The organism is Vibrio sp. (assembly GCF_050299255.1).
Classification (GTDB): domain Bacteria; phylum Pseudomonadota; class Gammaproteobacteria; order Enterobacterales; family Vibrionaceae; genus Vibrio.
In genome coordinates this window covers 1-11,847 of record NZ_JBNKVP010000091.1, presented here as the reverse complement: position 1 = coordinate 11,847, position 11,847 = coordinate 1, and the positions used below count along the sequence as shown (strand labels likewise).

Below are 11,847 nucleotides of genomic sequence, written 5' to 3'. Positions count from 1 at the left end.
GTCCGGGTAATAGGTAATATTTTCAGCCGACATATAGGCAGTTCGATAAGCGCCGTTCGCATCCTGGCAACGTCCGAACCACACCGGTTCGCCAGCGCCGCCAACAACGACACATTGCGGCACATAAAACGACCAACCATCGTAACCCGTCAGCCATGCCATATTGGAAGGGTCATGAATGATCAACACGTCCAAATCCCTTTCCTGCATAGACAGCCGGACTTTTGCTAAACGCTCTTGGAACTCATCCAAAGAAAAATGCAAAACAACGCCTCTCATAGTCTCTCCCTGCTGATACATCCGACGCCTATTGGCCTTCGGAGACGTTGAGGTATTTCTACCCATCATCGAGCCTTGGCAATCCGTATACGTAACGCACCCGACTTACCTCAGAGTTACCACCGCACAAAGCTGGTTGCCTGACATGGTCCTTCCGCATTTATTGATCCATGTCAATCAGTACAATCATAGTGAAGTTTTGCTCAATAGACCGAATCTTACCGGTCAAACATTTGTAATCAGTAGCATTAACCTTCGTCTATGTCCGGACTTCTCCCCGGCAAAGCTTAGGTAGAACGGCACAGCGATTTGAATTTTACTTTTAGCGTATAACCTTTTGGCATACCCCATCCTGACATTGGAATTGGTATAAAACTGTACCGCTTTTGTATATTGAGGTTAACAAATCGTTAACACGACCAGATGGTTACACCCGAGTAGCAAAACACCATTAACCCTATATCCAAACAACGGACCTCTTTAACCATTACCCAATTCAGTAACTAAAAAAATAAAATGGAGCTCAACGATGAAAAAGCTAATTTTTGCCTTAACGGCAGTAGCAGCTTTAAACGCAGGAAGCGTATCAGCTAAACAGTGGGACAATGTACGTATCGGCGTAGAAGGTGCCTATCCTCCTTACAGCTGGGTTACTCCTGAAGGCACACTTACCGGTTTTGATATCGATATCGCCTACGCTTTGTGTGAAGAAATGCAAGTTAAATGCAAACTTGTGGCTCAGGACTGGGATGGAATGATACCCGCGCTCCTGACCCGAAAATTCGATGCGATCGTAGCATCCATGTCTATTACTGAAGAGCGTAAAAAGAAAGTCGATTTTACTGATAAGTACTACCAGATAGCGTCACGTTTTGTTGCCAAAAAAGGTGAAAACTTCCAGTTCAGCCCTGAAGGTCTGGAAGGCAAAAAGATTGGTGTTCAACGGGCAAGTACCCATGACAAATATGTCACTGATAACTTCTCGGGTGTCGATATCAAACGCTACGGCTCGCAAGATGAAGCCTTTATGGATCTCAAATCAGGCCGCTTGGATCTGGTTATCAACAACATCCCAGCGGTGAAAAAAGGCCTGCTCGAAAAAGAAGGCGGAGATCGCTATACATTAGTCGGACCACAAATCACCGACAAAGAGTGGTTTGGCGAGGGTGTGGGTATTGCCATTCGAAAAAATTCGCCTGAGCTACGTGAAAAGTTCAATCAAGCCATAAAAGCCCTGCGTTCAAATGGCAAGTATAAAGAGATTCAGGACAAGTATTTCGACTTCGATATTTACGGTGGTTGATAGGTTACCAACTGCTCTTTACCCAATATTGCAAGGCACTGTGCCTTGCAATACTTCCTCTCTCCCGTTGCATTGTGAGTTCACTAAAAGCGTTGTTTTATGTTCTACCTTAGCGGCCGCCAGCCAAATTTTGTTGTAAAAAAGGAACCTCATTCATGAACGAGTGTGATGTAGCCATTGTCGGTGGGGGTATGGTCGGGTCTGCCCTGGGTTATGGACTGGCAAAAGCCGGGGTGGATACGGTAATACTCGACCAGGGCGATCGCGCGCTAAGAGCTGCCCGCGGCAATTTTGGCTTGCTTTGGGTACAGGGCAAAGGCGCGGATTGCCCACCTTATGCAGATTGGACCTTACTCTCGACCCACTTATGGCCCTCGTTTGCCCAGGAGTTAAAATCGGTAACCGGTATTGATGTTCAGTTTCAGCAAAAAGGTGGCATTCATTTTTGCCTTGATGACAACGAACTGAGTGAGTATTCCGAAGAGTTGGCACAACAGGCAACCGTAAGTGGTGGTAAGTTCGAATATCGTATGCTCAATGCAAAAGAGCTGAAAGAACTGGAGCCCAACATAGGGTCGACCATTCCCGGCGGAGGCTATTCCCCCAATGACGGTCACGTAAACCCACTGCTTCTGCTGCGCGCGATGCATGCTGGCTTTCTGGCTTATGGCGGAAGCTACCGTCCTCACCACAGCGTTCTCACCATCACAAGAATAAACGATGGTTATTGCCTGCAGACAGAGCAAGGTGAGCTGCGGGCCGGAAAAATCATTCTGGCTGCGGGGTTGGACAACCAACGATTAGCGCCGATGTTGGATCTGCACCAACCGCTGCATCCGCAACGTGGTCAGCTTATTATTACCGAGCGCCTGCCGCCGTTACTGAATCACCCTTCCATCTACCTTCGCCAAACCCATGAAGGCACCATTCAAATTGGTGACTCCTGTGAAAACGTCGGTATAGATGACTCCAACACAGCCCCTGTCATGGCGCAACTGGCGAAACGAGCAATACGCCTTCTGCCGGCTTTGCAACACCGACGCATTGTCCGTGGCTGGGGCGCTCTTCGGATACTGAGCCCCGACGGCTATCCCATTTATGAACAGTCAAAAACCGCCGGCCCCCAGGCGTTTGCATTCAGTTGCCACAGCGGCGTGACGCTCGCAGCAGCGCACGCGCTCAAACTTGCGCCAATGCTGTTAAGCGGTGAATTGGATAATTCAATATCCGCGTTCTCTCCATTACGTTTTCAGGATTAACCCATGTTTAAAGACGTTAGCCAACACCATCACACCCTAGTGAATATCTCCATCAATGAAGAAGCTGTACAGGTACCGACGGGGTACACAGTGGCGGCGGCAATATTGGCTAACGGCTGCAACAGCAATCGCAGTTCCTTGGTTTCTGGAAAACAACGTGGTCCCTATTGCATGATGGGAGTCTGTTTTGAGTGTTTAGTCGAAATCGATGGTGTGCCCAATCAACAGGGCTGCATGACAGAAATCGCAGAAGGTATGGCGATTCGTTTCCAGAATAGTGATCACCAGATGCAAGCATCTGGTTCGGAATAACAGGAGCCTCCTATGAAAGTCGATTTAGCGATCATTGGTGCCGGCCCTGCGGGAATGGCAGCGGCAATAGAGGCCAAAGTGCTCGGCCTGAAAGCAGTACTACTCGATGAGCAATCTAGAGTCGGCGGGCAAATTTACCGTAATATTGAAAAGCCCTCTCTACAGAATCAGGCGATCTTAGGCCCCGATTATTATGATGGCCAAGCACTCGCAAAAGGTGTAAAAACCGCCAACTGTCTACACATCCCGGGTGCGACGGTGTGGCAAATCAACTCTGATGGATCGCTGTACTATTCCAACAAAGGCATTTCGAAAGTAATTCAGGCTCGCCACTTTTTAATCGCTAACGGCGCTCAGGAGCGACCGGTTCCTATTCCAGGATGGACGCTACCCGGGGTTATGACTGCCGGCTCTGCCCAGGTGTTGCTCAAAACCACCGGTTTGGCAGCCGAGGGAGCCGTGTTTGCCGGTAGCGGCCCGCTACTCTACCTGATTACATGGCAGTACCTTCAAGCCGGTATTCAGGTACAGGCTGTACTCGATACCACGCCACGGAGTCACTACTTCAAGGCCATTAGTAAGCTTGGTAATGCTCTGCAAGGCTCCCGATACTTAATCAAGGGTTTGAAGATGATCCGCGATATCAAAGCCGCCGGCATCCCCATCATCAAAGGAGTCGAAGCTTTAGAAGCCGTTGGTAGTGAGGCTGATGGAATCAGCCAGGTGGTTTATCGCGCCAAGGGCAAACGCAATAGTATCGCTACAGATCATCTGTTTTTGCACCAGGGCGTGGTTCCCAACGTTAACTTAGCCATGGCCTGTAACTGTGAGCATGAATGGAACCCGCTGCAGTTGTGCTGGCAACCAAAATTAGACACTTGGGGGCAAAGCAGCCAAGCCCATATTAGTATCGCCGGAGACAATAGCGGTATTGGAGGCGCTATTGCCGCCAAGCTCAGAGGCAAAATTGCGGTTCAGCATATTGCCTGTTTACAAAACAAACAGAACGAACAGCAAAGGGACATCAACACCCAGCCTTACAGACGACAATTAACCCGGGAACTGGCATTTAGGCCATTTCTCGACACCCTTTATCAGCCCGCAGCGCAGTTTCGCAAGCCTAAAAGTGACGACGTCACAATCTGTCGTTGTGAAGAGGTTACACTTGGTGATATCCGCAGCGCCGCCAGCCAGGGCTGTATGGGGCCTAACCAGCTGAAGAGTTTCACTCGCTGCGGTATGGGGTCCTGCCAGGGGCGCCAGTGCGGGCTGACGGTTTCTGAGGTAATGGCGGACTTAACCCAGCAACCAGTTACTGCCACCGGCTACTACCGCATTCGGGCGCCCATCAAACCACTGAGTTTTGGTGAGCTGGCAACACTGAGCCCAGATGACAATGGTCAGGATTTGTAATGTCCTGGCAGAACATGACAAATCTTAAGCTGACTAGATCACTCAACAACGAGTGATTGATTATCGGTACGGTGCAGTTCAATCCCGTCGTCAGCCGCCATGGCAAAGAATGAATCAACAAACTGTTTCACTGAATCAGAAACCGGACGTAACGCGGGAAACAAAATATAGAACTGACACGGAATATCCGGCTTAAAAGGTTTAATGCAGACGTCCCGATTCATCTTAACTGCTTGATGGGCCGTAAAGGGATCAACAATCGCGGCGCCCACTCCTTCAGCCACCAGCGATGCGGTAGAACTGGCAAATGATACTTCCAGTACATCATGACGATTAATCTTAGCGTTTGAAAATGCGGTATCGACTTGCAACTGAGTATTGTCTATTTCACTTCGAATAAAGGGGCATGACGCTAAATCTTCAGGTTCCAGATACGGTTTTTCACGAAGTGGACTTTGAGGCGGAAGTATACAGAGACTGACACATTTCACTTCGATACGACTTACGCTAGGACTCACCTCACCTATTGCAGCGAAACCCACATCACAAGATTGAATTTCCGTGCGGCGATACACTTCTTCTGAACGGTAGGCTTTTAATGATCCGGTCAGTTCAGGCACATTTTTTAAGTATTGACCCAGTAGTTTTGGCAAATAATTGTTTGCTAACAACGGAAACGAAGCAATATGAAGACTTCCCAAATGTTGGGTGCGGATATCCCGCGCGCTGTCTTCCAGCGTATCCAACGCGTTAAACGCTTTTGACACTTCAAAATAGAACGCTTTGCCCTGTTCAGTAGGAATTAACCGGCCCTTTATTCGTTCAAATAGCTTAAAACCAACTCTGTGCTCAAGCGCCGCGATCAGTTTACTGACTGCGGGCTGAGTCAGGTGCAAGCTGTTTCCGGCGGCTGTCGCTGTGCCTAATTCGTAGACGGCTTTGAAAGCATGGAGTTGCTGGAATTTCATTCGACTAGTCCTGTCAGGTCTTCACTTGGGATATCGCGCATACCTGACTACAATACCGCATAAAGACTTTACCCGACTAATCAATAATCTACCTAATGTGCACTGGGTTCTAGCTATGTTTAGCAAGTGCGGCAGATCTCGCCGCTTTCGGCTGCCAACCGCTAGGCAATCACAAAGTTGAACTCTCCGGTTAACATCCCATCGACTTTGATCGGTTCAAACTGTAAATGATCGCGTGCTTTTCCACCCCACCACTCGTTGCCGGTATTGCCTTTCAAGTAAAGTTGCGTGGTCAACAGTTCTTGCTCGCCACGCCAGAGTTTCACATGAATATGGGGTGGTCGGGTGCTGTATGGCACCGGGTATAAGGTTTGAAACAGATAACGTCCGTCATCTCCCGTAAGCGCCGCGCCAAAGCCTGCAAAGCTTGGGTCAAACTTATCATTGTTTGATTGATTAGGATGGTCATAAATCCCCTGGCCGTCGCACTGCCAAATCTCTACCTTAATACCAGAGACAGGGTTTCCCGAGGTATTGACAACCTTACCGTGCAACACAATTGGCTCGCCCACCAATCCTTCAGGTTGCAAAACCAGGTTCGTTCTCAGCGGTATGTTGACGACAGGATAAAACGGCCCTTCCGTTTGGGCTGGTGTAGGCGTTGGCTTTTTAGGGCTAGCCGCTTTCAGTGATGGCGCGAATAGTAGCATCCCCAGAGATAAAAAATGTCTTCGTTGCATAGTGTCACCACATTTAAATGGAATATTTTAATTGTGGTGCAACCTATCCAGTTTTCCACTGACTTCTGCTCTGTATCGATAGCGGTTTGGCTGCATTAAATCGCTCGGCCTAAGCGCTATCAGGAATCGTCATTAAGAATGGGAGACTTAAATGAATCTGGCTTAAGCGTTAAAACAGAACAGCCGAGTTGGTTGATCATGGATTCTGCAGTGTTCCCCATCACGAAACCTGACACTCCGCTTCGCGACATAGAACCTAAAATAACCAGGTCCACACTATTGTCGTCCACATACTGAGGCAGTATTTCCCGGACCTCCCCTTCCAGCAACTTGACCTGAATCGGAGCAGTACTGTCATTCATATATGGAATTAACATGGAATTGAGACGATCCATTCTTTCGCTACACATCTTCTGGGATAGAAGGGCAATATCAATATCCGAATAGCCACTCCAATCCCTGAGAAAACCTTCAGATTCCAACTTCCATACATGGCATAGCGTAAGATTAGCGCCAATTTTGCTACAAAACTCTATTGCTAGCGCAATCAGCTTGGTATTGAAATCCTGGTAGTCTGCACTGGTAAGATCAACGGCAGCGACAACGTTGTTTATCGCCCTCAACTCTTTGCTTACGCACCAAATAGGCACCTCAGATTTGCGCATTAGACTCAGTGTGTTACTGCCCCGTTGACAGGCTTCTTTCTTGGTTTTTCGGTATGAATCTATGATGACAATTGACGCTTCAGATTCATCCGCTTCCTTGATAATTTCAATGAATGGGATGCCAATACGTACTTTGGTGGCAAACCTTATTTGGGGATACTGCTTGCGCAACGCATGGACGTGATCTTTTAAAACGTTGTGGTAAAACTGGGTCGCCTTATCAAGCAGGTCACATGCTGTACCTGATATATGATGTATTTCCTTAAACTCGTCCAGCTCCTTGATTACTGACAGTAACGTCACATGTGAAGAGCACTTGTTGGCCAGTTGAAAAGCCTGATGAAGTGAATCAGTGATTTTTTGTTCCGGGGCAATAGGTACTAATATTTGTTTAAAAATCACAATGCCACCCTCCGCCTTAATCAAATGATATGACCCCTGTAAAGTAACTATAGATAAGAGTATGTGGATTACTAATTGCTAATTTAGCCTGCTTTTGATAACGACCCGTGTTGATTACTGTACTAAACGCTCATTATTGAGCCGTTTGTACGCTTACATTTCATTAAAGTTTGATTTACAACATCTCCATCCATAAAATTCGTGCCTCAATCTAATAAAAATATAAGTAAAGTCATGAAACTGGAAACTGTCGATTACCTTGCCGATGATGCCGCTCAACAGTTCGTTGCATCGCTACGCGAAACTGGGTTTGGCGTACTAAAAAACCACCCGATTCCTCAAGAGTTAGTGGAATCAATTTATAAAAACTGGCATGAGTTTTTCTGCTCAGAGCAAAAAAATGATTTTCACTTCAACGTTGAAACGCAAGATGGTTATTTTCCACCTTCCGTCTCTGAAGTAGCCAAAGGGCACAGCGTCAAAGATATCAAAGAGTACTTTCACGTATACCCTTGGGGTCAGATCCCTCAGCAGCTTAAAGCTGAAATTCTGGACTATTACCAACGTGCTGATGCATTCGCCCAAGAGCTGTTAGGCTGGGTAGAACAGTACGCACCAAAAGAGGTTCAGGAGAAATTCTCAATCGCGCTGTCAGAAATGATCAACGACAGCCAGAAGACACTGCTTCGAGTGCTGCATTACCCACCAATGACGGGCGAAGAAGAACCTGGCGCCATCCGCGCGGCTGCGCATGAAGATATTAACCTTCTTACGGTTCTTCCAGCAGCTAACGAGCCGGGATTGCAGGTTAAGAGTCGCGAAGGCGATTGGATTGATGTACCTTGTGACTTTGGTAACTTGATCATCAATATCGGTGACATGCTGCAAGAAGCGTCCGGCGGTTACTTCCCGTCGACCACTCACCGAGTGATTAATCCAACCGGTGGACGTCAGGACAAATCGCGTATTTCGCTGCCACTGTTCCTTCATCCAAAACCCGATGTGGTACTGTCTGAGCGCTATACCGCACACAGCTACTTGATGGAACGCTTGCGCGAACTTGGCGTGATTTAGCTAGAATCTGCAACATATACTAAAGGCCGATAGCGTGTAACTATCGGCCTTTTTTGTGGCTGCGTTTTAACTCACTATTTCAACAACAAAAAACGTGCCTCGAAGGGATTGAGATCGAGATTGTAATAGCCTGAAGTGACCGCAATCGTATCGTTTGTTTGCAAATCGGTGAGCGCCGTTGCGGCTCCCAGAGGTGCGGCTGGCACGGCGAGAGTTTGATGATTATTAGAGGTATTGACCACATACAGAATAGATTCATTATCTGATGCTTTAAGATCGGCATACGCATTTACAGTTGCCACAATATTGGTTCGAGTACCCAGTGAGAGTGCCGGATGTTGACTTCGAAGGTTCATCAGTTCGGTAACATACTGTTTTAGTTCAGTTTGCTTCGCACTTAATGCAATACCGGTAACACCTTCCACTTTACCACTGGTCCTGGCAACGTGATCGTCACATTTACCCTGGACAGCACAATCTGTGGTCACTTGCTGCGCGTAGCCTTCAAGTTCATCGCCTATTTCATCCCCATAATAGAGGGTGATTGGCCCGGTATAGGCTGCTTGAAATGATATCGCGGCTTTATAGCGCTGCCAGTATTCCTCATCGGTAGGTTCGGCCAGGTTGCCACGCTGGATCAGGTCGCCAAAACGAACCAGATCGTGGTTACCCAACATCAAGTTAGGTTTTGCATGAGGTGGATAAGCGCTGTGAGTACGCATACCTTCTGCCAGAGTGATCCCGCCTTGGGTTGAACCACGACCAGATTCTTCTACAGCAAAAGTCTGAACCAGGCGGTATCGCATTGGGAAATCAAAGGCTGAGCAGAGCGCTGGGTTTTGTTCACTACCATAACCCGTCCTCGCAATCTTGCTTTCACCATCCCAGATCTCTGCCACCATATATCCGAGTGGGTTGACTTGTTCACCCTCAGCATTTTGGTAAGTCACTTTGCTGGACGCTTCATCGACCGCTTTTCGGAGCTCTGTCCAAGCTTGAGTCGGGACTTGATAAGCCTGATCCAAACGCCATCCGTCTATCTTCAGCTCGTTAATCCAGTACTGAGCAACTTCTTGATAGAATGGCAGGCTCTCCGGATAGCTGACAGGGTTGCTGGAACCAACTGGTTTTCTCCCGCTTGGAGAAGCAACCACGTTGTCTTTGTGATGGCCAAATACCCCATCGAAGAACACATACAGGCCGCGTTTGTGCGCTTCTTCAACCAAAGTTCTGGCATCCTCCATCGTGCCGAAGTTAGGGTCGATGGCGAAGTAATTGGTCGCGAAGTACCCCGTCGCATCAAGCCTGTCTGCCCAGTGTTCCTGGCCACTGACTGGCGCAGATTCAAACACCGGAGTCAGCCAGATAGCATTCATTCCCAGCGACTGTATGTAATCTAGCGAGTCAACTATCCCTTGAATATCGCCCATATGGTGGCTGGTACCATAGCCAGTACCGTGGCCAATATTTAGGTTGCCGTTGACGAAGCTTTCTACCATCACCTGATAGATGCGCAGGTCGTTGGCGGCGTCGCTATTTGACAGCGAACAGCTATAGCTTGTGGTGCCCACCGGCTCTTGCGGGTTGGTGGATTCTCCTGAACAGCCGAATAACAAACTGGTGCTAATCGAAACCGCGAGAATAGTTTTTGTCAGTTTCACTCTAATTCCTTTTTTATTGTAGGTAGGGCTGGTTCGATTATGTCTTATTCAAATGATCAACAAACCATCCATTCATCCCGCAATAGAGGATGAGATGAAAGGATGAGATAGTTAATGAAATTAGAAACTTACTGATAGTACGGATTGTGACTAAAACTGGCATTTGTTTGAAAGGGATTTGCCCGGGAAAGGCCGATGAAAGTAACGCATTAACCCGGGGCACGCTGCCACCAGGTACAAGATATTACTGCTCAGCCAATAGATATCGGGTACTGCGGCCACCTGCTTCTGACTTAACCAAACAGCCTTGTTCAACCAGAGCAGCCAAATGACGCGTTGCGGTAGGCTTACTGACCTTGGCGACCTTGTGATACTGAGTGGTATTGATCCCCTGCTCAAAGTCACCATCCAGCATTCGGTTGAGTACCTTAACCTGCTCTGCCGTAAGCTTGGTCTGATCAACTCTGCGCCAGAAGTTAGTTTTGTAAACCGTCTGATCTATCTCTTTGAGCACCTGTGCAAAGGTTTCATTTAACGTATTAAAGAACCATTCAAGCCAAACCGTGATATCTAAACCACCCTTTTGCGTCTGCTCTAAGATCTCATAGTAGCTTTTGCGATTTGCCAGTATGCCCACAGACATGGCGTAAAACCGTACCGACTGCCGCTCTGCTTGGGCTAATGCTAAATCGGTCAGCAAGCGGGTGATTCTGCCATTGCCATCATCCAGAGGATGAAGGGTGACAAACCAAAGGTGGGTGATGGCCGCTCTTAGCAGAGGATCCAATGATACATCTTCTTTGGAGTCATTAAACCACTGGACAAACAACGCGAGTTCTTTATCCAGCCTTTCTCGCCCCGGCGCTTCAAAGTGCACCGTTGGTTTGTCGATGCGGCCCGAAACCACCTGCATTGGATCATTGCCTCGCAGCTGACCGCCAATAACAGGGTGGAACATGGTATAGCCTTCAGGAAAAAGTCTGTCATGCCAATGCAGGATCCGCTCTAACGTCAGAGGTGTATCCAGATTTTCTACCGCATCTAACATGATCTCAGCCAGACCATCGGTTTGCTCTGTGGTCGGGAACGGCTTTTCTTCAGTTAACCCAAGCCGGTTGGCCAAAGAGGAACGCACAGAGAATGCGTTCAGTTTTTCCCCCTCTATCGCACTAGAGTGTACGATGTTAGCCAGCAGGGTATCGAGCATGCTTTGCTTTTGGTCCTGAGACTGGCTGGTTATCTTGCCCAATAAGATCCCCTGGTTGAGGCGGGTCTGCCTGACCATTGGTTCAATGATGCTTTTATCCCACGTAAAGTGAGGCCAGTTGGCTCGCTGCCATATCCACATAATGCTGCCTGTGATTGGAAAAACCTGCTTATTCAAATCACAATATAATTCGATTAACCTCATTAATCAAATCACACAATGATTAGTTTAAAGGCAGTATTCACATCAGAGTTTAATCAGAAAAACCTAAAACATTCTCGCCAGACCGGACCTGACACCATGTTCAAGGTGTAAAAAAGCGAGCTCAATTAGCTCGCTTTTTATGCCAGCGTAGTGATGTCAACATCAAGGACGAGGAGAAGATATCAACAAAGCAGGAAGAACTCTAATTAACAGTGCCACTAAAACAGGGCGGGTGACAAGTCCAGTCTAACTAAAAGGTGTCTATCAAGTCGGTGGCTATTCACTATATTGCGTTTCATCAGATGCAACACCCTGCCAAACTGGCCGACAAGGAGGTTGAAGAATTCCTAACTTACTTAG

11 protein-coding genes are annotated in these 11,847 nt (G+C 47.8%); 5 read left to right on the top strand and 6 right to left on the bottom strand.

Features of this window, described 5'->3' with window-relative positions:
* The coding region (locus ACQY6F_RS16650; RefSeq protein WP_428776019.1) for an aminopeptidase P family N-terminal domain-containing protein at positions 1–279 on the bottom strand (279 nt) is incomplete at its 3' end.
* 529 nt (positions 280–808) lie between these two features.
* On the opposite strand from ACQY6F_RS16650, the gene ACQY6F_RS16645 reads away from it, so the two are divergent.
* The 4 genes from ACQY6F_RS16645 to ACQY6F_RS16630 all read left to right on the top strand — a co-directional run bounded on the left by ACQY6F_RS16645 (position 809) and on the right by ACQY6F_RS16630 (position 4,566).
* Positions 809–1,582, top strand: coding sequence for an ABC transporter substrate-binding protein (locus ACQY6F_RS16645; protein WP_428776018.1), 774 nt, complete (start codon positions 809–811; stop codon positions 1,580–1,582).
* Positions 1,583–1,737: 155 nt separating this feature from the next.
* Positions 1,738–2,841 carry an NAD(P)/FAD-dependent oxidoreductase gene (locus tag ACQY6F_RS16640; RefSeq protein WP_428776017.1) on the top strand — a complete coding sequence of 368 codons (1,104 nt, stop codon included), beginning with the start codon at positions 1,738–1,740 and terminating at the stop codon, positions 2,839–2,841.
* 3 nt (positions 2,842–2,844) lie between these two features.
* On the top strand, positions 2,845–3,153 hold the full coding sequence (locus ACQY6F_RS16635; RefSeq protein ID WP_428776015.1) for a (2Fe-2S)-binding protein: 309 nt from the start codon (positions 2,845–2,847) through the stop codon (positions 3,151–3,153).
* Between the two features lie 12 nt (positions 3,154–3,165).
* Positions 3,166–4,566, top strand: coding sequence for an NAD(P)/FAD-dependent oxidoreductase (locus tag ACQY6F_RS16630; protein ID WP_428776013.1), 1,401 nt, complete (start codon positions 3,166–3,168; stop codon positions 4,564–4,566).
* Between the two features lie 38 nt (positions 4,567–4,604).
* On the opposite strand, the gene ACQY6F_RS16625 is transcribed toward ACQY6F_RS16630, so the two are convergent.
* From ACQY6F_RS16625 to ACQY6F_RS16615, 3 genes are all read right to left on the bottom strand, one after another.
* Positions 4,605–5,534: a LysR substrate-binding domain-containing protein gene (locus ACQY6F_RS16625; protein WP_428776012.1), complete on the bottom strand. Its 930-nt coding sequence runs from the start codon at positions 5,532–5,534 to the stop codon at positions 4,605–4,607.
* 161 nt (positions 5,535–5,695) lie between these two features.
* Complete coding sequence (locus ACQY6F_RS16620; protein ID WP_428776010.1) at positions 5,696–6,274, bottom strand: protocatechuate 3,4-dioxygenase; 579 nt, start codon at positions 6,272–6,274, stop codon at positions 5,696–5,698.
* A gap of 119 nt (positions 6,275–6,393) precedes the next feature.
* A complete protein-coding gene (locus tag ACQY6F_RS16615) occupies positions 6,394–7,341 on the bottom strand; it encodes a universal stress protein (RefSeq protein ID WP_428776008.1) in 948 nt (315 codons plus the stop codon).
* A gap of 234 nt (positions 7,342–7,575) precedes the next feature.
* Between ACQY6F_RS16615 and ACQY6F_RS16610 the strand changes: the two genes are divergently transcribed.
* The gene (locus ACQY6F_RS16610) at positions 7,576–8,415 is read left to right on the top strand and encodes an isopenicillin N synthase family dioxygenase (protein ID WP_428776007.1); all 840 of its coding nucleotides are present in this window, start codon (positions 7,576–7,578) and stop codon (positions 8,413–8,415) included.
* Between the two features lie 74 nt (positions 8,416–8,489).
* On the opposite strand, the gene ACQY6F_RS16605 is transcribed toward ACQY6F_RS16610, so the two are convergent.
* Both ACQY6F_RS16605 and ACQY6F_RS16600 read right to left on the bottom strand, forming a co-directional pair.
* Complete coding sequence (locus tag ACQY6F_RS16605) at positions 8,490–10,076, bottom strand: alpha-amylase family glycosyl hydrolase (RefSeq protein ID WP_428776005.1); 1,587 nt, start codon at positions 10,074–10,076, stop codon at positions 8,490–8,492.
* A gap of 244 nt (positions 10,077–10,320) precedes the next feature.
* Positions 10,321–11,424, bottom strand: coding sequence for a Fic family protein (locus ACQY6F_RS16600; RefSeq protein WP_428776003.1), 1,104 nt, complete (start codon positions 11,422–11,424; stop codon positions 10,321–10,323).
* Positions 11,425–11,847: the final 423 nt, after the last annotated feature.